At 28.3% G+C, this 23,793-nt stretch carries 18 protein-coding genes and 1 tRNA gene; 6 read left to right on the top strand and 13 right to left on the bottom strand.

All coding sequences use genetic code 11. The features are described from left to right. Positions 1-436 precede the first annotated feature (436 nt). Complete coding sequence (locus J2127_RS03825) at positions 437-3,742, top strand: AAA family ATPase (RefSeq protein ID WP_245326441.1); 3,306 nt, start codon at positions 437-439, stop codon at positions 3,740-3,742. Positions 3,743-3,807: 65 nt separating this feature from the next. Here the strand turns inward: J2127_RS03825 and J2127_RS03820 are convergent, their stop codons facing one another. The 6 genes from J2127_RS03820 to pyrG form a co-directional block, all read right to left on the bottom strand. Further along, positions 3,808-4,290 (bottom strand): PIN domain-containing protein, encoded by a 483-nt coding sequence (locus J2127_RS03820; RefSeq protein ID WP_245326440.1) that lies wholly within the window; start codon positions 4,288-4,290, stop codon positions 3,808-3,810. A gap of 31 nt (positions 4,291-4,321) precedes the next feature. Continuing rightward, a complete protein-coding gene (locus J2127_RS03815) occupies positions 4,322-5,596 on the bottom strand; it encodes a metallophosphoesterase family protein (RefSeq protein ID WP_209732227.1) in 1,275 nt (424 codons plus the stop codon). 1 nt (position 5,597) lies between these two features. After that, complete coding sequence (gene tfrA / locus J2127_RS03810) at positions 5,598-7,322, bottom strand: fumarate reductase (CoM/CoB) subunit TfrA (protein ID WP_209732308.1); 1,725 nt, start codon at positions 7,320-7,322, stop codon at positions 5,598-5,600. 59 nt (positions 7,323-7,381) lie between these two features. Beyond that, on the bottom strand, positions 7,382-7,702 hold the full coding sequence (locus J2127_RS03805; RefSeq protein ID WP_209732226.1) for a DUF190 domain-containing protein: 321 nt from the start codon (positions 7,700-7,702) through the stop codon (positions 7,382-7,384). Positions 7,703-7,941: 239 nt separating this feature from the next. Beyond that, the gene (gene guaA, locus J2127_RS03800; protein ID WP_209732225.1) at positions 7,942-8,874 is read right to left on the bottom strand and encodes a glutamine-hydrolyzing GMP synthase; all 933 of its coding nucleotides are present in this window, start codon (positions 8,872-8,874) and stop codon (positions 7,942-7,944) included. Between the two features lie 233 nt (positions 8,875-9,107). Continuing rightward, positions 9,108-10,721 carry a glutamine hydrolyzing CTP synthase gene (pyrG, locus tag J2127_RS03795; RefSeq protein ID WP_209732224.1) on the bottom strand — a complete coding sequence of 538 codons (1,614 nt, stop codon included), beginning with the start codon at positions 10,719-10,721 and terminating at the stop codon, positions 9,108-9,110. A 471-nt stretch (positions 10,722-11,192) separates the two neighbouring features. Between pyrG and J2127_RS03790 the strand changes: the two genes are divergently transcribed. The 3 genes from J2127_RS03790 (at position 11,193) to rimI (ending at position 13,512) form a co-directional block, all read left to right on the top strand. Beyond that, the gene (locus tag J2127_RS03790) at positions 11,193-11,966 is read left to right on the top strand and encodes an anaerobic ribonucleoside-triphosphate reductase activating protein (protein ID WP_209732223.1); all 774 of its coding nucleotides are present in this window, start codon (positions 11,193-11,195) and stop codon (positions 11,964-11,966) included. Between the two features lie 180 nt (positions 11,967-12,146). Continuing rightward, positions 12,147-12,926: a 6-hydroxymethylpterin diphosphokinase MptE-like protein gene (locus J2127_RS03785; RefSeq protein ID WP_281063930.1), complete on the top strand. Its 780-nt coding sequence runs from the start codon at positions 12,147-12,149 to the stop codon at positions 12,924-12,926. A gap of 94 nt (positions 12,927-13,020) precedes the next feature. Further along, positions 13,021-13,512 carry a ribosomal protein S18-alanine N-acetyltransferase gene (rimI, locus tag J2127_RS03780; protein ID WP_245326438.1) on the top strand — a complete coding sequence of 164 codons (492 nt, stop codon included), beginning with the start codon at positions 13,021-13,023 and terminating at the stop codon, positions 13,510-13,512. Between the two features lie 77 nt (positions 13,513-13,589). Here the strand turns inward: rimI and J2127_RS03775 are convergent, their stop codons facing one another. The 5 genes from J2127_RS03775 to crcB form a co-directional block, all read right to left on the bottom strand. Beyond that, positions 13,590-14,465 carry a methyltransferase gene (locus J2127_RS03775; protein ID WP_209732222.1) on the bottom strand — a complete coding sequence of 292 codons (876 nt, stop codon included), beginning with the start codon at positions 14,463-14,465 and terminating at the stop codon, positions 13,590-13,592. A gap of 118 nt (positions 14,466-14,583) precedes the next feature. Then, the gene (locus tag J2127_RS03770; RefSeq protein WP_245326459.1) at positions 14,584-15,360 is read right to left on the bottom strand and encodes an NAD+ synthase; all 777 of its coding nucleotides are present in this window, start codon (positions 15,358-15,360) and stop codon (positions 14,584-14,586) included. Between the two features lie 233 nt (positions 15,361-15,593). Then, a complete protein-coding gene (locus tag J2127_RS03765; RefSeq protein ID WP_209732220.1) occupies positions 15,594-17,051 on the bottom strand; it encodes a methyl-coenzyme M reductase glutamine C-methyltransferase in 1,458 nt (485 codons plus the stop codon). Positions 17,052-17,285: 234 nt separating this feature from the next. Continuing rightward, on the bottom strand, positions 17,286-18,095 hold the full coding sequence (locus tag J2127_RS03760; protein WP_209732219.1) for an MBL fold metallo-hydrolase: 810 nt from the start codon (positions 18,093-18,095) through the stop codon (positions 17,286-17,288). A 111-nt stretch (positions 18,096-18,206) separates the two neighbouring features. Beyond that, the gene (crcB, locus tag J2127_RS03755) at positions 18,207-18,587 is read right to left on the bottom strand and encodes a fluoride efflux transporter CrcB (RefSeq protein ID WP_209732218.1); all 381 of its coding nucleotides are present in this window, start codon (positions 18,585-18,587) and stop codon (positions 18,207-18,209) included. A 401-nt stretch (positions 18,588-18,988) separates the two neighbouring features. Here crcB and J2127_RS03750 point away from each other — a divergent pair. Then, positions 18,989-19,063, top strand: a tRNA-Arg gene (locus J2127_RS03750). Between the two features lie 129 nt (positions 19,064-19,192). On the opposite strand, the gene pfkC is transcribed toward J2127_RS03750, so the two are convergent. Both pfkC and pgi read right to left on the bottom strand, forming a co-directional pair. Continuing rightward, on the bottom strand, positions 19,193-20,668 hold the full coding sequence (pfkC, locus tag J2127_RS03745) for an ADP-specific phosphofructokinase (RefSeq protein ID WP_209732217.1): 1,476 nt from the start codon (positions 20,666-20,668) through the stop codon (positions 19,193-19,195). Between the two features lie 72 nt (positions 20,669-20,740). Then, positions 20,741-22,036 carry a glucose-6-phosphate isomerase gene (pgi, locus tag J2127_RS03740; protein WP_209732215.1) on the bottom strand — a complete coding sequence of 432 codons (1,296 nt, stop codon included), beginning with the start codon at positions 22,034-22,036 and terminating at the stop codon, positions 20,741-20,743. Between the two features lie 376 nt (positions 22,037-22,412). On the opposite strand from pgi, the gene J2127_RS03735 reads away from it, so the two are divergent. Next, positions 22,413-23,633 (top strand): glycosyltransferase family 4 protein, encoded by a 1,221-nt coding sequence (locus J2127_RS03735; RefSeq protein ID WP_209732213.1) that lies wholly within the window; start codon positions 22,413-22,415, stop codon positions 23,631-23,633. Positions 23,634-23,793 lie beyond the last annotated feature (160 nt).

Genomic DNA, 23,793 nt, shown 5'->3' with positions numbered 1-23,793 from the left:
ATAATTCTTAATATTGTATTCAAGGTATTTCAATTTTTTAATCATATTTTACAAGTTATTCATTGATTGGACACTATTTACCCAATTTTTTTAAGTTATATGCTGTTTTTTGTTTTATTAGTTTAAATTTTAAATAGACTATAGATTATACTATATATAATATATATTCTATTTTGTATTTCCTTTCCGATTAATTTCATAAACTTTATAATAACGTGATGAGATAATAAATTAAATAAATGTCAGATGAAAATGTATAAATTATCTTTTTCAATAATTTATACTAAATATGTTTTTATTGTTTTTTGTATATAAAGTATAATACAATGAATGGAAATTAAAATGTTCTAAAAACGATAAATTATGATAATTATTATAATTATGATAAAATATATTTAAGTTATTTTACTTTTATGACATAATAATGGGGCAAATTATGATATTAAAGAGTTTAGAACTTCAAAATTTTAGAAGTCACAGGAATAGCAAAATTGAATTCAAAGATGGCATCACAACAATTGTGGGAAAAAATGGTAGTGGCAAATCTTCCATTTTTCAAGCAATCAACTATGCACTATTCGCCCCTTCGGGTAAGGACTACAGTTTGCAAAATATGATAAAAAATGAGGCAGACAGCTTTAGAATTTCATTTACTTTTGAAGTTAGGGGAAAAACTTACACTGTTATACGTCAAAGAAATCGAAAATCAACCAAATCCGAAAATATATTGTTTTTAAAAGACAATATAAACGATAATATCCTAGCAGATAATAATTCCAACGTTAACGCCAAGGTTCAAGAGATTTTAGAAATGGATAATAACGTTTTTTCAAATGCAATATATATTAAGCAAGGAGATATCGTAAATTTGGTTAATTTAGCCCCTCGAAATAGAAAGGATGTCATAGACAAAATTTTGGGCGTGGAGAAATATGCTAAAGCCCACGAAAAAATGAAAGAAATTATAAATAGATACGATGAAAAAATAAAGACGTTAAATAATAATTTAGCGGACGAAGAAGTTATTTACGAATCTATTTCAAAAAATAACGAAATAATTCAAAATTACAACAATGAAAAAGCTGAAAAATCAAATGATTTAAAAAATCTTAAATCCACTGAAAAAGATATTTTAATTAAGTTAGATATTTTAAAAGCAAATAGTGAAAAAAATGAAGAATATAATTTAAATTTGCTATCAAATAATCGAGAAGTTGATAAACTGAATAATAATATGTCTAATTTATCAGATGATATGACCACATTAATAGATAATAAATCTAAAATACTTGAAAAGAAAGAAAATTACAAAAAATGTACCCTTTTAATGGAAAAAATGGATTTATTAAATGAAAAACTGTATAATAAAGATAACAAAGAGCTTTACAACAGATATAAAGAATTAAAATCTAATTTATCTTACCTAATAAAGTCTTATAACGAATATACGAACGATAATACTAGTAATAACGATAATAATGGTAATAACAACAATAGTGATATTAGTTCTATTAATAATGGTACTACCAGTAACGTTCAAAGCACCGATTTATTAAATATGTCAAGAAATGAAGTTTTAATTGCGGAAAACATTAAAAAAATGGGCGAAATTGCAAAAAATACCAAATCCATTAAAAATTTTGATAAATCATTAGATATTCTATTAAATGAGTTAGAAATTATTACAAATGAATTAGAATCAATAGCTACTCAGAAATCAAATGTGGAAGAAAATAAAGAGTATTATGCAAAATATGAAGAGTTATCTAAAAAATTAGATGATTTAAATGAAAAAACAAGTAATTCAACGATTTTATCTAGACGTATCGCAGATATCCAGAAAGAAATTAAAAATTTAGAGAATACACTAATGGAGCACACCAAACAAACAATACAGATTAATGATATTGAAAAAAAACTAACTAACCTGGAAAACATTGAGCAAGATATAAGTCTAAACAATGAAAAGTTGAATAGCTTGGTATCTAACAAATTAAATCTTGAAATTAAAATAAATGAATTAATGACTTCAAATAGTGAATTAAAATGTATTTCTGATAAAAAAGTATGCCCTACTTGTAGAACTGAATTATCTGACGAAAAGAAGAACGAAATCATCTCAAATAACAGCAAGTTAATTGAAAATTACAAAGAAGCACTAAATAAATGTATCAACAACATGGAAAAGATTTCAAATGATTTAACCATTGCAAAGGTTAAATTAAATGAATTAAATAATTTAAAAACTCAATTAGCATTATTAAATTCTAAAAAAGAATCAGAAATCAATTTGAAACTAGAACTGGATGAAAAAATTAGTAATTTACAAAATTTACAAAATGAAAGCAGGTTAAATGGAGAATTAGATGATTTAAAAGCTTTAAAAGCTGAATTAATTAGTAATCAACAGTCTATTAAAGATAACTATACAAAATATGTTTATGCAGAAAATTATTTGAAAAATAAAGATAATGGCAAGAATGGCAATACCAAAACAAATGAATTAGAAGCTAAAAAGGACGAAACAATTCAAAAATTTTTGGAAATACTAACTAAATCAAATAACTTGTCTTTGATAAATTATGCCCTAGAAGATAATTTAATAAATATAAATACTTTAAAAAGCTTTAAAGTGGAGTTAAAGAACTCATTAGACGCTTTAAAGGATAAAATGAAATATTTACAAGGTTTAAATAAAATATTATGTGATATTACAGATATCCTAAAAGAAATAGCTTCAAAAGATTTAAAAACCAAATATCATAATTATGAAAATAACTTAAACGATAAAAATAGTTTGGAATCAGAATTGAAAACTTATACTCCTGATTATGAGCTTTATAAGAATTCTGAGGCAATAATTAATACATATATTTCAAATTACTGTTCAAATAATTCAAAGTACTATGAATATTTTGAAAAATCCCCTATGGATCAATTATTGAATAACAACAATGAAATAGATGTAAAAATAGTTAAATTTGAAGAATTAATCAATAATTTGCTAAATTTAACAAATGAGTCCATAATGGAAATAGAAAATAATAATAAAGAAATAATTTACAAAATAAATGCTTTAAATTACTCAAAAGAAGAGCACGAACTATTCAGAAGCAAAAATGAAGCATTGAAGCAGCAAGTATATGATATTAATTTAGAAATACAAAAAATCCAATCACAAATTGTCAACATAGAAAATGAGAATAAACACTTTAAACAAAATTTAGATGATAATACTCAAAAGAAAGATGAATTAAACAGATTGAAGTACTTTAAAAACTATTTAACTAAAGTTAGGGAAGTATTTTCCAGGGATGGCGTTCAAAAACATATTAGGGAAATGTATATTCCTTTAATACAAAAACATGCAAACGAAATATTTTCAGAATTCGGTATGCCATATTCCCATATTCAAATAACTCCAGATTGCGATTTAATAGTTGATGAAATACCTGTAAGTAATATGAGTGGCGGGGAACAAGTTGCTGTGGCTTTAGCACTTAGATTGGGTATTGCAAACGCAATATGTGATAATATGGAATGTATTATATTAGATGAGCCTACTGCTTACTTGGATGAAGATAGAAGGAGAAATTTATTAACAATCTTTTCAAGTATAAAAAAGATAAATCAGATTGTTATAATCACACACCATCATGAAATGGAGGAAATTGCAAACGAAGTAATAAGGCTTACTAAAAAGGGAGATGACTCTAAAATAACAATTTCCGAAGCAAATTAAATATTAAATATATTACAATTATACTTAAATTTTACACTTAAATTTTAAGTTTTAAGTTTTAAATTTTATAAATAACCCTGCAATTCATAATATTTTTGCTGTTTTATCAATATAATTGGAACTCCCAAGTCCATAATCGATTTTTTCAAAATTTTATCGTTAGTTCCTACAATGCAGTTTTTATGAGTCTTAATATAGTTAACTATCATCTCATCGGCGTATTTTCCTTCAGAGTAGTCTACAATTTTATACCTGCTAACTAATTTTAGAGCCAAATTAATTGCTAATTTCTCTTTTCCTTTTAATTCTTTTTTAAGCTTATTCAATTCATCAATAACACATTGCAAAATTATTATTTCTCCATTAACTGGGATTACGCGCTCTAATTCATATGTTATATTGATACCCTGTTTAAATGAATATATTAAAAAATTTGTATCCAACAATATTGAATATTTTTTTAATTCTTTTTTCGGAGCATCCTGATTTTCAGTATTCGAACTATCAGCGTAATTTTGACTATTTTGACTATTTTCGGTTTTATCCATAATATCCCTTTAATTTAACTTTAATTTAACTTTAATTTTTGTTATCTAGTTTCATTTGAGTAGTTTTTTGACTAGAATCTTCAATATCTTCGTTAATACTTTCGCCAATAACTTCCTCAGTACTTTTTTCCATAAATCTTTCAATAATATCACTTTTGAAATTCGCCGTATAATAGTCTTCTACATATTCCATATAATTTTCTTCTTCGGAATTCATTTTATGGTTTATATTATCTACAAAATTAACATCTAAGCCTTTTGAATAAACATAATCCTCAAAAACTTTTTGAATGTTTGTTTCATTTATATCAGATATATCTACTTCATAATCAGATTTCCTAATCAATCGATAATATAACGTATATTCGTTTAATTTGGCTTTTAAAGGTTCGTAAAGTTCTTCACAAACTTCTCCAATGGCAATAGCTTTTGGATTATAATTTTTTAAATTATTAACTAATGTATTGTAATCAATTTGATTATATACTTCGATTTTTTCGAATTTCCTACATTTTATATCGATTTTTTCAATATTATTTTTATCAAGGTCACAATTATCAAAATCAACGTAATAAAAGCCTTTTCCGTTTTTTTCATAATCGTAATATTCTTTTTCGGATAATGAGTCAATAGATCCTGGATAAGCTAGCAACGGATTTTTAGATTTAAATTTATGGTTAGAATCTTCATCATAAGATACAAGGCTTCGCTTATGAATATGACCACAAGCAATATAGTCCACCTCTGGAATATCGCCTATATTAACTTCACATAACTCTTCAAGTGGTAAAAAACCATTAAATCCTTGGTGCATTAATAAAACGGACTTTTTAATGCCATCATTATGAATATCATTTATTTTTTTCTCAATATCTTCAAGTTTTTCATCAATAATCGATTTTTTGTTGACTGGATAGTAATCAAATCCACATATGCCCATATCTTCCAATATATGACAATTATTTTTTCCAAAAGTCTTAAAATATTCATTTCCAAGGACTCTTTTTAAAACTACGTAGGGTTTACCTTTTGAAATATCTCTAGGCATATCGTGATTACCTTGAATGGCATATATCGGTATACTTTTCTCTTTTAACGCTTCAAATCCTTTAATGGCGGTTAGCATCGCATTAACTGAAGGATTGGATCTATCAAATAAATCACCGCTATGAACAACAAAGTCGGGTTCTAACTCTATTATTTTTTCAATGCACTGATTAAATGAGTCGTATATATCTTTTTCCCGTTCATCGAGTCCGTACTGCCTATTACTTAAATGAGTGTCTGCAATATGTACAAATCTCAAATTATCCCCTTTTTATAAATTTAATTCCATTCTGATTTATAATCACATTTCCAACGCAATTTTCGATAGTGGTAGGATAATCGTCCCTATAGTGCGCCCCCCTACTTTCTTTACGATATAATGCAGATTTTATGACCAATTCGGATACTAATACCATATTTTTAAATTCAAAGTATTTTTGTACGTCATAAAGTCCTTTAACGTTTAAATTTTTGGATTTTTCACTTAAAATATCTAATTCAGCAAGTGCTTTGTATAATCCTTTTTCATTTTTCACAATTGAAACATATTTCCACATAATATTTCTTAATTCGTTTATTAACTTAGAATAATTTAATTTTTCATCTTCATAGTCATTTTGGCACTCTTTTTTCAATTTAATCTCGTCATTGACTTTTTTTAATTCCAAATTTATTGTTTTAGAATCTTCTTTTTCATCTTCATTTTCATTTTCCACATTGGATACAAAGTTATCTTTTTTAATATAATTTACAGCATTTTTACCAGCTATGGCACCAAAAACCTGTGTATCTGCAAGAGCATTGCCCCCTAATCTATTAGCCCCGTGGATACCTCCCGCAATTTCACCACAAGCAAATAATCCGCCTATAGCTGTTTCACAATCCGTATTTATTACAATACCGCCCATAAAATGGTGTGCAGTAGGTGCGACAATCATAGGTTCTTTTCTAATATCGACGCCTAAATTCATAAATTGTTTAAACATCGTTTCAAGTTTCTTTTCGATAACTTCCGAATCAAGATGGGTAACGTCTAAATAAACGCCCCCATTATGACCATTATCTAGATTTACTACTTCATTGTAGATTGCTTTAGCTACAACGTCACGAGTGGAAAGCTCCATTTTTTTAGGGTCGTATTTTTCCATAAATCTTTCGCGATTTTTGTTGTATAATATCCCTCCTTCCCCACGGACTGCCTCTGTTACAAGCGTACCCTTACCTACAACTCCGGTTGGGTGAAATTGTACCATTTCCATGTCTATTAAATCCAATCCTATTTCGTAAGCCATAGCGTAGCCATCGCCAACTTTTTGAACTGGATTTGAAGTAATTGGGTATATTTGACCAGCTCCGCCTGTTGCAAGAATTACAGATTTAGCGTAAATTGGGAATATCTCACCAGTTATTAAATTTAAGAAGATTGCACCAATACAGGTTTTATTTTCATTGTCTAAAATAAGTTTTAATGCCATAACTTCTTCCATAATATTTACATTGTCTAATTTGCCAATAAATTCCATTAAACCAGTCATTATTTCGTGACCTGTTCTATCTCCTGCATAGCAAGTCCTATTGAAACTTTGACCGCCAAAAGCCCTTTGTGCCTTTTTGAATCTGTTATATGGGTTATTATTAATATATTCTTCGTTTTCTTCATTTTTTTCGTTTTTACGATCAAATAAACATCCAAATTTTTCTAAATTTTTTAATTCTTTTGGGGAATTTTCCACAAGAATTTTAACAAGTTCGGAGTTATTTATGTAAGCACCACCTTTCATTGTATCCATGTAGTGCTTTTCATAGCTATCCTCTGCATTTAATACAGCATTGTAGCCCCCTTCTGCCATAACTGTACAGCCACTTTTACCAAATAATCCTTTTGAGGCTATTAATATGTTTACATTTAAATCAGTTGAAGAAGCTTCAACACATGCACGTGCAGCAGCACCTCCTCCACCAATTATTAAAATATCCGTTTTTATAATATTATTTTTTAGTTCGTTATTTTTATTTTCAATTTTATTTTCCGTATTTTTTAAATTCATTCCTTAACCACCTGAATGTTTTCCATAGTAATTAACCCATTTTCTCCAACAATTTTTGTTAATTCGGGAAGAACCTGTTCAAAAGTTGTTTCGTAATCTATACACTCTACAATAACCGGTAAATTCATAGAAAGTCTTAATATATCAAATCTAGATACTCCACGCCTACCATAACCGCATTGTGCCTTGAAAACTGTGGCGCCAGATATTCCGTGACTTTTTAATAATTTTACAACAACTTGGGTCATATTTTGCCCATTAAATTTGTCACTTTCTTTTAAATAAACCCTTAAAATTTTGCAGTCTATAAATTTCATAATATCGCTCTATTACCTAAATTACTTGTAAATCCTAATAATGAATTAAATAATAAATATTATATCTATCATCTAATATCTATCAATTTCTATTAAAATATATGGATTAAAATAAGATAATATAACTTAGAAAACAAACAATATACTAAACAATATACTAATAATAATAATAATAATAATAATAATAATAAAATAGATAAAAAAATAGTAAAGTAATGTAAAATTAGTAATAAGATTATTTATTCAAATTCAATGGTTGCAGGAGGTTTATCGGTAATATCGAGTACAACTCTTGTAACATTTGGAATTTCTGAAGTAATTCTTTTACTAATTCTTTTAATAATACTAAATGGTAATTCTGGAGCTGTTGCAGTCATTGCATCTAATGATTCAACAAATCTAAGAGCTACAACCCAGTTGTAATCTCTAATATCTCCTTTAACACCGGTAGCTTTTGTATCAAGGACTGCAGCAAAGTATTGCCATAATTCTTTATCTAGTCCTTCCTTTTCAATTTCTTCGCTTACAATAGCGTTTGCTTCCTTACAAATTTCTAATTTTTCTTCGGTAATTTCTCCGAGTATTCTTACAGCCAATCCTGGTCCTGGGAATGGTTGTCTGTATGCAACAGCGTCAGGTAAACCTAATTCTACAGCAACTTGTCTAACTTCGTCTTTGTACAAGTCTCTAATAGGTTCTACAACATCTAAAACCATTCCTGATGGTAAAGCAATGTTGTGGTGTGTTTTAATTTCTCCTTCACTTTCAATCCAGTCCGGAGCAATTGTTCCTTGAATTAAAACTTCTTCACCATTTTCTTTTGCAACTTCTTCAAATATTTCAATGAATACTCTACCGATTATTTTTCTTTTTGTTTCAGGGTCGTCAACTCCCGCTAATTCGCCTAAAAACCTATCTTTAGCATAAACGATTTTTAAGTTTACGCCCATTTCATCCTGGAAAATCCTTTTGATTTCCTCAGTTTCGTTTTTTCTCATTAAGCCAGTATCTACAAATACGGCTAATAAGTTTTCACCAACTGCTTTACTTACTAAAACAGAAGCTACGGAGCTATCAACACCGCCACTTAATGCGATAATGGTTTTTCTTCCGTTTATAGCTTTTTTTATTTCCTCAACGGTTTCCTCTATAAACATTTTTGAATTAAACATGTTTAATCCTCCAATTCATGATTAGGTATATTTAATGTATTTTTATCATATTTTATTTTGCCACATTCTTAATTTTGTATACTATTACATTATTATCATAAATTTTTATCATAATTTTACTAATAGTTTTTAATTATTATATATACTTTTAGATGACAAAAAATTTAATTATCTTATCATATCTTACGAACAATACAAAAATTAAAAAAGAGATATTTATGAATTATTAAATTTTATAACTTGTACTTTCTTTCCATAGCAGCTTTGATTAATCCATAAAATAATGGGTGAGAAGCACTAAATCTTGATTTAAACTCAGGGTGTGCCTGTGTAGCTATGAAGTAGGGGTGATTTTTGAGTTCAACGAATTCTGCTAATTTTCCATCTGGTGAAGTTCCAGAAATTACAAGACCATTGTTTACAAGTGCCTCGTGGAATTCAGGATTTACTTCGTATCGGTGTCTGTGCCTTTCCCAAGCTGTATCGGTACCGTAAAGTTCCTTTGCAAGTGTTCCGTCAGCTAAATACGCTTCGTAAGCTCCTAATCTCATAGTACCGCCCATTTCCGTAATTTCACGTTGTTCAGGCAAGTAGTCTATAACTGGGTAAGGGGTAGTTTCATCGAATTCTGTTGAGTTAGCGTATTCTAATCCACAGACATTTCTAGCATATTCGATAACAGCGCATTGCATACCTAAGCAAATACCTAAAAATGGAATGTTATTTTCTCTTGCAAATTTAACCGCGTTAACTTTACCGTCTACACCCCTATCTCCAAATCCGCCAGGTATTAAGATACCATCTAGATTTCCATCTTCAACTAATGTTTCTAAAGATTTTGATGGTTCTTTTTCTAATTCTTCAGAGTTTATCCATTTAATATTTACTTTAGAATCGTTTTTGGCTCCTGCATGTATCAAAGCTTCGGTAATGCTCATATAAGCATCTTTCAATTGAATGTATTTTCCAACGATTCCTATGGTAACTTCGTTCATTGGATTTACAATTCTATCAACGATAGCTCTCCATTCGTTTAATTCTGGTTTAACATCGTTTAACTTTAATTTTTCGGTTATTAATTTACCAATTCCTTCTTTTTCAAGATTAAGGGGTACTTCATATATTGTTTTTGCATCCCTTGCCTCAACAACTGCTTCTTTTTCAACGTCACAGAATAAAGCTAATTTTTCCCTCATCTTTTCGCCCATTGGTATTTCAGTTCTACAAACTAAAATGTCAGGCTGTAAGCCAATTCCTCTTAATTCTTTAACGCTATGTTGTGTTGGTTTTGTTTTTAATTCACCTGCGGCTCTAATGTAAGGCAATAATGAAACGTGAATGTATAAAACGTTTTCTTTTCCGATATCTTTTCTAAATTGCCTAATAGCTTCTAAGAATGGTAAACTCTCGATATCTCCCACAGTACCGCCGATTTCAACAATAGTGATATCGCTTTCAGTACCTAATGCTTTAATCCTTTCTTTGATTTCATTTGTAATATGTGGTATTACTTGAACCGTTTTTCCAAGGTAGTCTCCTCTTCTTTCTTTTGAGAGTACACTCCAGTAGACTTTACCCGTAGTTATGTTATTATCCGCTATTAAGTCAAGGTCAACAAATCTTTCGTAATTACCCAAATCAAGGTCTGTTTCTCCCCCATCTTCCGTAACGTAAACTTCCCCGTGTTCGTAAGGTGACATAGTACCTGCATCGATTTGTAAGTAAGGGTCTATTTTTATCATATTAACCTTTAGACCTCTCGCTTTTAGTAATCTACCGATTGATGAAGAGGTAATCCCTTTTCCAAGAGATGAAACTACACCACCAGTTACAAAAATATACTTCATTTTCTCACCAAAATAATTATAGTTATTATCAATATTTTAAAAATTTCAAAAGTTTAATAATTAATATTTAATAATTAATATTTAGTAAATAATAATTAGCAATCAATAATTTAATAGTTACTTTAATTGTTTTATTTAACTATTTCATTTCATTACTTTAATATTTATTATTTTATCACTATAAATTATATTAAAGTTATAATTAATAAGTATAGACTTATTGTATAAATGTTATAAAAACATAACTTATAATTTAATGTAATTACAAAATAATGTACCTATAAACATATTTAAATAAATATATTTATAAAATATAATAATTATTATCACATATGGGTTAAATTACCAAATTGTACTAAAAATAACATATGTTTCCACACAAATATAATGATTGTCGTCACTAGTGCGAATAATTTTAATCAAATAATTTTAATCAAAAACTTAATGTAAAAAATAATAAGATGTGATATTATGAGAATTTCCGCAATTGTAGATTTATCAAGTTTAGATTATCCAAAAGTACCTTCTTCCGTAGTTTTTTTTTCAGATTGCAACATGAAATGTGGTTACTGTCAAAATTATGACCATATGCAAGAGCGAATGCAGGAGATGACTGCAGAGCAAATTTTTAAAGGAATGGATAGATTATTTTCAGAGGCGGTTGTAATAAGTGGTGGGGAGCCTACCTTACAATTAGAGGGTGTAAAGGAGCTTTTAAGGATTGCAAGAGAAAACAACTTAAAAACAAAATTGGATACAAACGGAACAAATCCTAACGCTGTAAAAGAGTTACTTGATGAAAATTTATTGGATTACGTAGCAGTAGATGTAAAATGTGGATTTGGTAAATATTTACAATTTACAAATTATGAAAATCAGCTACTAAATAGTAAATCAGAAGAAGAATTTAAAAAAGCCAATGATAAATTTAAGGAACATATAAAAGAAAATATTTTAAAAATAATAAAATATTGCAAAGATGCGGGAGTTTATATTGAATGTAGGACAACGTACGTACCACAGGAGATATCTAAAGAAGATATCATGGACATAGCAAAGACTGTAAAAGATGCAGATTTGTACGCTATACAACAATACGATAATGAACACGCTTGTTCGGAAGAATATAAAAAAATGAAGCCTGCAACTGATGACGAGCTTTTAAGAATCGGAAATATGGCAAAAAAATACCATAAAAATGTTGTAATACGTGGTTTAGCAGGTGAAATTGTAGATTTAGAATAATAATGGTAAAGAAATAAAATAAAAATACCGTAAAACTAAAATAATGATAACATGAAATAATAATTGACAATTTAACTAAATTTTATGTATAATGACTTATATATCATATAATCCATATTGTAATTAAATTATTTATTTTAATTCACTATAATTTATTAATTAATCATAAAAAGGGATAATTTGGATGGAATTACTTGGAATTCTTGTTATCATAGAATTATGGATGATTTAGGTTTTGATAAGCAAAAAGATTTAGAATCAACCCAACTTTTAAATAATTTGTTGGAAAAACACGATAATAAGTATAATATAAACAATTTAGAAGATATAATTCAAAATAATGAAGTTTACGTTTTTGGTGCAGGGCCTTCTATAAACAAGCATACTAAGAAATTTAATAATTTAAAAAACTTAGAAAATGATAATGAAGATAGTAATAGTAATAATAATAATAATAATAATAATAATAATAAATACGTCATTATATCTGCAGATGGTGCGACAAAAGCACTTTTAGAGGATAATATACGCCCCGATATAATTATTACAGATTTAGATGGTCATATGAATGAAATTATAGATTGCTCAAAAAAAGGGACAATAGTAGTAGTTCATGCACACGGGGATAATGGGGAAAATGTTAAGAAATATTTAGGTCAGCTCAAAAACGTTATCGGTAGTTCCCAAGTTCCTGACGTTTCAAAATTCAAAAATATCATAAATTACGGTGGTTTTACTGATGGAGACCGTTGTATTTTCTTAGCAAATGAATTTAAGCCTTCAAAAATAATACTTTGCGGAATGGATTTCGGAACCAAAGTTACAAATTATTCAAGACCTAACTTAAAAAATAAAATTGAAAATGCTGACGAAATAAAAATTAAAAAATTAAAATATGCGGAAGAATTAACAAATTGGTTAATTGAAAACGGAAATTGTAAAATTGAATTTATGGAATAAAATAATCTAAGTAATTTAAGTAAATTAGATAAATTAGATAAATTAGATAAATTAAAATATTTAGTAACTAACCATAACACCAGGAATGAAATTTATGATGTCTAGAATTACCTTGAGAAGTTTTAAAGAATGTGATTTAAATCGAGTGCTTGAAATTGAAAAACAATCGTTTGATTACGAATACCCTGAATTTTTGATAAAGAGTTTACACTCAAAATGTCCAGACGGTTTTTTAGTAGCTTTAGATGAAAATAACTACGTTTTGGGCTACATAATAACAGTTTTAGAATGGGGTAATGCACATGTGGTCTCTATTGCAGTTGATAAAGAATATCGACATCATGGAATAGGTAATTTGCTATTAGACGCAATTGAAAACCATTTCTTCAAAGTTTACGAGGTCAAACACATCGTCTTAGAGGTAAGATTTACAAATACAGTTGCCAGGAAATTTTACTACAAGCGAGGATACAGTGACAGAAAAATATTGTACAATTATTACGAAGATGGCAGTGATGCCATTTTAATGATTAAAAAAAGAAAGGGATTAATTAAAGATTATCCGATTTACATAAATATGTGGTAATATATACAAATGTACGAAATGTCCCCATAATTATTTTTATTTTATATTATCCAATTATTTTATTCATTTTATTTTATTCATTTTTGATTACTAAGATATTTAACTGCATTATAATATCTCAAATAATTTCCACTTCTACTAGTATCTATGAAATTTATGGGTTGTCTTGATACTAAAAGTGCCCCACAACCTTCTAAGCCACAAACTAGTGCCAAAGAGCGAAATATTAGATTTCCAGAAATCCCGTCAGGCGCTATAACAACGTCAAAACCTTTTTTTAAGTATTCTTCTATCAATATACCATCATGTATAACATCTACATTTTTTAAATTTTCTTCTAAATCCTTTTCTAAATTCTTTTTTTCATTAAATAGGTTTACAATATCCTTACATTCATATATTGTATCGTCTATAAAGGGGTCTCGACCCAAATCAGATAATCTACCGCCAGAAAGTAGCCCTATTGTTATTTTTGTATCGCATATATTTTTATTTGACGAATAAGTTCTATTATGTTTTTTTAAATAATTTATTACATATTCCATAAACTCTAATTTATCATCAATTCGTTTTTTATGCTCAAAACTAAATTCATCTATCCCAACAGGTGCCAATATAAAATATTTATCCAAAAATGGATTTTTCAATATGGAAGCCCTATAGAATTTAGCATCAAAGGTTTTTTTTATTAAATTTTTTATTTCGGGCATTATTTTGGACGATGATAGGTTACCTCTAACAAAACCGCTAATAACTTCAATTTCTGCGTTATTTTCATTATCACATCCTAGTCCATTACATAAATTACTAGAAATATAGTCTTTAAACAATTTTAAAAACTCTTGAGGGGATTCAACCAATTTTACATTTATATCTTCAGAAATTAGCCGTTCATATGCTTCTAAAACTTCACTAGAACTTTCTATATCCTTATCATATCCTAAAATATACATAAAATCATCCGTTACTTTTTTTAGATTTCATAAATAAGTCTATCTTTTAAAAAATAAATAGTTAATCAATAAAATGTAAAATAAAAGAAGTAAAATATAAAAAAATAAAAAGAGATTATTATTCAATTAACTCTAAATATTTATTAGGCATCGGAATTGGCAATGATTTATGTTTATTTCTATCAATTCTAGTCATTATGTTAATCATTTGTTCAGAATTAATATTTAAAAGCTCTGCAGTATATTCTGGATCCTTGCCTATTTCCATTGCATGTAATAACTTATCCAATATCTCATAAGTAATACCCATTTCCTTTTCATCGGTTTGACCTTCCCACAAGCCACCAGAAGGCGCCTTTGTGATTACATCTTCAGGAACGCCGATATGTTTTGCAAGTTCCCTAACTTCTGTTTTAAATAGGTGACCAATCGGTAAGATATCACAGCCCAAATCACCGAATTTAGTACCGTACCCCATATATATTTCTGATTTATTACCTGTACCAAGCACTAAACTGTTATTTTTATTTGCATAGTAGTATAAGGTACACATTCTAAATCTAGACTTTAAATTACCGTCTGCTAATTTATTGAATTCCTTTAAGTTTCCTTCTTCATCTTTAGAGTAGCCCCCTGCCCCGAAAGCTTCCATTAATGGGGTAATATCGCTTACATGGTAATTAATACCTAATAGTTTAGCCACTAATTCGCCATGTTCTTTATCTAATGGGTTAGAACTAGACTCTGGCATTATTATACCGTGTACTTTATCGGCTCCTAGTGCATTTACTGCCAAATAAGCTACTAATGCACTATCAATGCCACCACTAAGCCCTAAAACTACGCCTTCTACGTTTGTAGTTTCGTAGTACTCTTGTATGAATTCAGATATCATTTTTATTTTTTTATCCAAAATATTCACTGCATCACATTTATCGCTATTTTCATTACACTTTGATTTTAAATCAGACTTTGTACACTTCATAATTTCACTTTTTAATACATTTTTGGAATTTTAAATAAATTATCCTAATTATATTACTTTTAAATTAAAATCTGTTGCAAGTTATATATAACTTTATAAACCTATAACCTATAACCTATAATTTATAAATCTATAAATTTATTTTAATTGTTAAAATCTTTATATATCAAATCTTTATAATTGTATACTAAATTTGTAACATTTCTTATGTCATTTCCTTGAGTTTTTGCTTCATCTAGGTATATTTTCTTGATTTGAGGGTTTGGAATTCTTGGAATAGAACGCCACATTTCAGCGTGTAATAATAAATCAAAACATCTAGCTTCGCTTTCAGTTAAATGTAACTTTCTATACATCCCATTATGTAATTTAAAGGTTGGATTATCTTCTTTTTTCGTTTCAATCACTTTATTGCACAATCTTGTTTTCGGGATTGGTTCAGCACTACTTACAAATATGTCGTCAAGTTCTGCATCGACTAAAAAGTCCTTAGTCATCAGATAGTCCACTTCTCGTTCTGTGGGGTAACCTACAATAAAACTGCCACCTACTTTTACATCACAGTCTTTCGCTAGTTTTATGGCGTTTAAGTTCTTTTCGGGATTTGTACCCTTCTTCATATCACTTAATAATTTATTACTTCCACTTTCTATGCCATAAAATACCCATCCTACAGTATTATTTTTTATAGCGTTTAAAATATCCGAATCAACGTAATCAACCCTCATATCAGGTACGGACAAATTTTTAGGTTCGATGATATCTGAAACTTTTTCTATCATTTCAATAAATAAATTTCTATTCGATGACTTTTTAAAGTTGTAAAGGCTTCCCGTACCTCCACTAATTGCTATTCTTTTTACGCCTCTTTTTTTAAGGTTTTCTACCTCTTTTAAAATTAATTCAAGGGGTTTACTTCTTATATCTCGCCCGAAAAACTCTGGAACTTGGCAGAATGTACAATTACCTAAACAACCCCTATGCGTTTCAATATATACATTTGCTCCTCTTATGGTTTGTTTTTCGATATCATTGGGAATTAAAAGGTCTGAAAAATCCAATTCAATATCTTTATTCTTTTTTGAGACTTGAACTATTATATCATTATTTGTATTATTTGAATCTTCAGACTCTAATTTGTAGGCTATACCACCAATTTCTTTAAAATCTTCCAAATATTCTGAATTTTTATTACCTAATCGACTGTCGATCTGATTTTTAAAATATTTAATTAAATTAGGGGTCGTATATTCACCTTCGCCCATAATCACAGCATCAACCATTTTCATTTCATTTAATATGATTTCAGGGTAAGCTGAAACTGCGCCTGCAACAAAAATTTTTGTATTTGGCGATTTCCTTTTAATTTCAGCCATTGTCTCTTTTATCTCGGTGTTTAATATGTGGAGTGTTGAATAAAGGGCAAATATTACAAAATTTGAATTTGATAAAATTTTTCGGCTATTTGAGTTTAAATTATTGATTAAATTAATTTTACCATCTTTAAATTCTTTCTTTAATATCCCACCCATTAACATTGCACCATAAGTATAATGATTTGGGGAATAAATTGTTATTTCGGTTTTTTGGTTATTTGGCATAATATCACTTGAATTCGAATAATTGTAACTTGTAATAACTGATTATAATCGTTTGAATATGCTATTTACTTATTTAAATTATAGCTTATAAAATTATCCTTTTGTAAATAATTAAAAAATATTACAAAATACTATAAATAAACTAATAAAATAAATAATTTAAAAAATAAGTTAAAAAATAAGTTAAAAAGAATAAAAATATAAAATAAATAAAAAAGAAGTAAAAAACTAAAATTAATATTTTAAATATTCATAATTTATATTTTCATCAATTGTCAATTTTAGCCCTATTTTAGCAGGAATTGTCAGAATGCCTGTTCTTTCAGTGATTAATTTCCCAAATTTATCCGGTTCCTTCATTTTAGTTCCCATGTGGTAAATAACTACTAATTCAGGTTTTTCAGATGGTTCCATGCTATTTAATATTGAAATTATGTCTTCCGAATACATATGACCCGGTACTTTAATATCCGCCCTTACAACATTCGCAATAAGTACCTTAACACCGGAAAAGTCTTTAATCAATGAAGGGATATTTTCTGTATCTCCAGTATATCCAATAATTCCTTGAGGCGTTTCAAGTCTAAATCCAACCCCGTAAGGGTCACCGTGTTTAGTTTTAGTTCCGTTAAAGCTTACATCATCAATATCGATAGAGTTACCAACTTTAAGAATATGTTTTTCCAACACTTTACTTTGATGATATTTAGATATCTTTTTTTCAAATATCTCATTTCCACATAGTACTGAGCTATTACCTATTATCCGACCTGCTATTTTAGTCATTCCAAATGTCATAGCCTCAATGATTAATTCCGAATCAGTATAGTGGTCAGGGTGGCAATGAGAGACAACCAACAAGTTTGTATCCCATGGGTCAATATTCAACTGATTCATACGAACTAAGGCTCCAGGTCCCGGGTCAACGTGAGCATTTAACTGCTCTGTGGTTATTCTAAAACCGCCAGTTCCTTTGTTTTGTTTGATGGTTTCCCATCTACCGCCTCCTCCGCCTAAAAATACTATTTCAACAGGTTTTGACAAACTAACACCCTTAAGATACTTATAAATTTTTAATTAATTTATGCTTATTTTTTATCATCTAATCATATTTTTTGCTAGTAATATGTTTTATTTAATTTATTATTGGGTAGATTATAAAGATATGTTGAATAATGAATATGATATCTGTCTACCAATGTATATCATAAATAAACAGCCTGCAACGTTTAAAAAAACGTTGTAAAATGCTTTAAGCAAATAACCTTCGTCCATTAAAGAAAATGTTTCGTAACTAAACGTTGAGAACGTAGTTAAAGCTCCACAGAAGCCCGTAGTTATTAAAATTTTCCATTCCACGGGAATGTCTACTAATAAGCAAGAGTAAAGCACGAAGCCCATTATTAAACTACCAATTAAATTAACTGTTAAAGTTCCCGAAGGTATTCCAAATTTTACGGGGATTATTCCACTTATTGCATACCTTAAAACTGCACCCAAAAAACCGCCTATCCCAATAAGTAATAATTCTCGCAAATTTTCACGCTCTATGTATTAATTCTTATTTTTAATTTTTTCAGTTTATTAATCATATTAACCTATTTTATATTATATAAATATTTTTCAAATAAAAATTATAAGTGATAACAAGATATAATAAAACATAAGATAGCCTAAGATAGCCTAAGATAGCATAATAAAGTAGAATTAGATATAATATATTAAAATAAAATATAATAAAAAGTATACTAAAAATTATAACAAAAGTATAACAAAAGTATAATAACTGATAGTATAAACGATAAAATAAAAATAATAGTTACATTTATATATAATAAACTACAAATAACCGTTTTAGATTGTTTTAAATTTATTAATTCTAATATTTCCGTTATACGTAAAAAGCCCAACGATTTGGCGTTATTTTACTATTATATGGGCCCGTGGTTTAGCTTGGATAGAATACAGGGCTTCGGACCCTGTGGTCGGGGGTTCAAATCCCTCCGGGCTCGTCCATTTAAACAAAATATTGATTTTAAAATAAGTTAAAATAAAGTTTAAAAATTATTTTAGAAAAGAATTTTTCATTTATTTATTTATGTTATATATTCATTTATATATTCATTTATATTCCTTTTATTTTATAATATGTTGTTATTTTTTAAATCTGCTACATAACTAACGAAAGCACCTGACGATATGGTATCTCCAAGTCCCACGGTACTTTTAGGGTTTTTTACAATTCTAGATGGAACAAGCACGATATTATAATTGTCAAATTCAGAGGAATTCGAAATATTCGAAACTAAATCTATCAGTAAGTCCCCATATTGGTTATATGGAGTCTCTAAACCCATTTTTAAATCTTCAATACTGGTTATCAAACCATTTTTAGCTTTGGTTGATGCCAAAATTGTAGCAAATTCTAAAGATTTTTTTAATTGAGCAATTTTTATGTTGTTTTTAGTTTTGTCTTCAATTTTTTTACAAATAAACATGATATAGAAAATCGTGTGGATTTGTATCATTTCTAAGTCGTATTTTTCAAGAACTATTTTAGAAGCCCCTATTACATCTTCTATTTTACTATCTGTTAGTATTTTTTCACTTATTTCCGAATAGCCCAACGAATTCAATATATTGGCTATTTCCGTTTCATCTAATCCTGCACAATCCACAACAGGATATAAATATTCAACAATTTTCTTACGTAACTCAGGGTTTTGAACTGAAGCAAATTCCAAATGTACTTTTAAATCCGGATTTTTGCTTTTTAAAAGCTTAATGTCTTCAACTGCTCTTTTAAAGTAATATTCATCAGTTTTTCCGTCAGAATACTTTTCTTTAATGCTTTGATATCCTGAAACAATCGCACAATCAATGTATTTACCCATTTCGGGTAATTCATTTCTTATATCATCAGAAATATCAATACGTAAATTTTCAGGACGAGAAGCAAGAATTAAACGATTTGCCCTAGGAATATCAATTTTTTCATTATTAAATTCAAAATCGAACTCCTTATATTCAAAAATTCTGTTTATTTTGGTTTCATCATCTTTATACGCGTTATTTATATTTTCTAAAGAGACTTTTACATCCTGATTATCCTTTTTTAAAACAGGGTAGAATATATTGGTATGATTACCTTTATTTTCAAACATTTCACTTTGTTTTTTGGATAATAATGGCGTATAAGCTATTATTTTTTCTAAATTTAATATCGATAGCAAATTAGCAATAATTCCAACTTGCCCACCAATTCTCTTTTCATTAAATTTTAAATCATCTAACCATTTTTTAAAATTTGGGGATAAATTTGCACTTATTAATGGTATTTCAACAGGTTTGCCTGATTTCATCGCTAAAATTAGACGTGCTAAGAACTCCTCAGGAGTTTTTATTTCTCGAGGGTAAATTGTTATATTTTCAATTATCTTATTTATATCAATTTTTATATCGCCAATGTTGTTTTTTTCATCTAAAAGCTCATATATCTCATTTTCATTAGAGATGTATTTTAAAGCATCTACGTTTGCATTATATCCCAAAAATATGGATACATTTTCTAAATTTTCACAATGTTCCTTTACATCATTCAAATTTTTAAATGGCAATCTATCCCCTCAATTTTTAAGTTATTTTAAGTTATTTTAAGTTATTTTTATTTTTTATTTTTTATTTTTAAATTACTCAATTTTTATTTCATTGTATGATTTTTCTACGATACTTCCTTTAAGAACAGCATGGGATAATTTTTTAGCATGCTCTACAGCTGGCTGATTAAACGCATTTATACAAAATAATTCTCCACTATAAGCCGTTTGAAGCTCATATGAGTAGGTTAACATCCCCAAAGTATATTCGTTTAATTCACTAAGGGTAATTTTTACATTGGGTATTCCTTTTTCAGTAATTGACTTTTCAGTACCTAATTGCTCTGAATTTATCAATTCAGACAGTTTATGTCCTTTAAGGTCTGAATCATAATCTGTTTCAATTGAATAATCCTGTTTAAAACTATTTACTTTTAAAAATGTCATAATTTTGTCTTCCGGTCCATCCATGTACAATTGAAGTTGTGAATGTTGATCCGTAGCTCCTAAAGCTATAACGGGGGTTTGTCCATTGCCATCTTTTCCTAAACTTTCCGCCCAAAGTTGTCTATACCACATTCCAAATTGGTGTAATCTACCAATATAGGGCATCATAAGCGATATTTTTTTACCCGTATTGTCCATTTTGTAATGTATCAATGAATTCAAGAGTGCAGGATTTCTAAATATATTGTCAGTTTGACAAATATCGTTCATTTTTTTAGCTCCTTTAACAAGGTTGTGAATATCCACATTTAAACAAGCTAATGGGGCAAGTCCTACCGCTGAAAGAACTGAAAACCTACCGCCAACGTTTTCAGGTACTTTATAACACATATAACCTTCTTTGTCAGCTATTTTTTGCAAAAGACCGCCACCAGTTATTGCAACAAAATTTGGTTTCGCAGGAGTAATATTATTTTTATCCATATGTTTTTTTATTACAAAGTAATTTGCAAGGGTTTCCACAGTATTTCCGGATTTACTAATCACGAATATCAAAGTTTTTTCTAATTTTACCGCTTTTAAAGTTTCGTAAATCTTTTCAGGGTCTGAATTATCCAAATAAAACACTTTTGGATGATATGTATTACTAGAACCGTATATACCTTGATGTATTGCTTTTGAACCTAAAATGGAACCCCCAATTCCAATGATTATTATATAGTCAAATTCTTTTGATAATTCTTTTACTTCCTCATATATTTCTAAATCTTCATTTAAAACTTCAATAAACCCTAATTCTCCTTTTTCATATTTTTTTGTTACGTTTGCTTTTGCTAAATTTGTAAAATCTCTTAATTCGTCAATTTCATCGATAGATATTCCAGTTTCCCCAATCTTATCTTTAAGTACATTATCAAAATTGAACTTGTATATCCCTTTCATAATTTACCTCGCAGGCACATTTGAACTAAAATCAAATCTAAAATCTAAATACAGAATAGTTTTAATAATTAGAGTTATTTTATCATCGTTTATTTTATTCTTCTTAATTTAATTTATATCTTCGTCATATATAATGTTAGCACTTATAAATTCCGCATTCATTTAAACGTATTTTAAAAAATAAAAAATATCGTTAATAATAAAAAGTTTTAATTAAAAAATATATAATGGGTTAATTTTAATTTATATTTTCAAAAATTCATCATTAGCTAATTACTAGTAAATTAATAAACTTGATAAAATTAGCTACTGAACGAAATAAATCATTAATTAAATTAAATAACTAAGTAAATTTAAAATTTAGGGATGGGATAGGATGAAAATAGCAATGCTAACGTGGGAATATCCTCCATTAATCGTAGGGGGTTTATCCATCCATTGTAAGAATTTAGCAGAGGCTTTGGTTAAAATGGGTCATGAAGTGGATGTTATAACTACTGGGGAAGTTATGTACACGTCTAAACCCGAATTAGTAAACGGTGTTAACGTTTATCGTGTAAAACCAATGATAAAAGAGGGCGAAGATTTCCTATCGTGGTCACTGTTAATGGCTAGTGAAATGGAGAAGAAATTAGGCGATTTAGAAATAGATAAATACGATTTAATTCACTGCCATGATTGGATGACGTCGAAAGTTGGAATAAATTTAAAATACCTCTTAAATAAACCTTATATCCAATCAATACACAGCACGGAATATGGACGCTGTAGTGGTATTAATTCAAAAATATCAGAAATAATAAATGAAATGGAGTTTCTAAGTGTTTTTGAAGCTGATGAAGTAATAACTGTAAGTAATTCTTCAAAAAAAGAATTATGTAGCATATTTAGCGCTCCAGATAATAAAATACATACAATTTATAACGGTATCAACCTCAGTGAATACTGTGTTACTCAAGATTCTGACGAATTATCTGAATTTAGGGATGAATTAGGCATAAAAAATAACGATTATATGTTACTGTACGTCGGTCGTTTAGAGCATCAAAAAGGCGTTAATTATCTTATACGAGCATTTAGGATATTATCCGACAAATATAAAAATTTAAAGCTAGTATTGGTGGGTGAAGGCTCGCAACATGATTATTTAAAGTCTCTTTCCGAAAATCTATGTTGTAATAAGAATATGATATTTACGGGCTTTAAAAATGGGGATGAATTAAAGAAATTATACTGCTGTGCAGATATTTGTGTGGTTCCTTCAATATATGAGCCTTTTGGTTTAGTTGCACTGGAATCTATGGCTTCAGAAACCCCGCTCGTAGTTAGCAACACTGGTGGACTATCAGAGATTGTAAATTCAAAAAATGGAATTAAAGTTGAGCCAAAAAATCCCAAAAAGCTGGCAGTGGCAATATCCAAATTAATTGAAAATAATGAATTTAGAAATAATATAATTAATAATGCTAAAAACGATTTATTAAATTATAGCTGGGATAATATAGCATATAACACTTCAGAAATATATAAAAAAGCCGTTAAAAATAAATTAGACTCTAAAAATGATAGTTCTTCAGAAATAAGTGAAAGAATTTAATATTATTAATTTAATGTCAATAAGTTAATATTAATAAGTTAATGCTAAATAATTTAAGTTTATCTAACTTAATTTTATCTAACTTAATTTTATCTAACTTAATTTTAACTAATTTTTATTTTATTTTTACCCGTGCTACATATTATCAACTATTAAATTC

It is taken from the genome of Methanococcus voltae (assembly GCF_017875395.1).
Classification (GTDB): domain Archaea; phylum AGJL01; class Methanococci; order Methanococcales; family Methanococcaceae; genus Methanococcus; species Methanococcus voltae_C.
The sequence above is the reverse complement of the archived record's forward strand: the minus strand, read 5'-3'. Positions and strand labels throughout refer to the sequence as shown.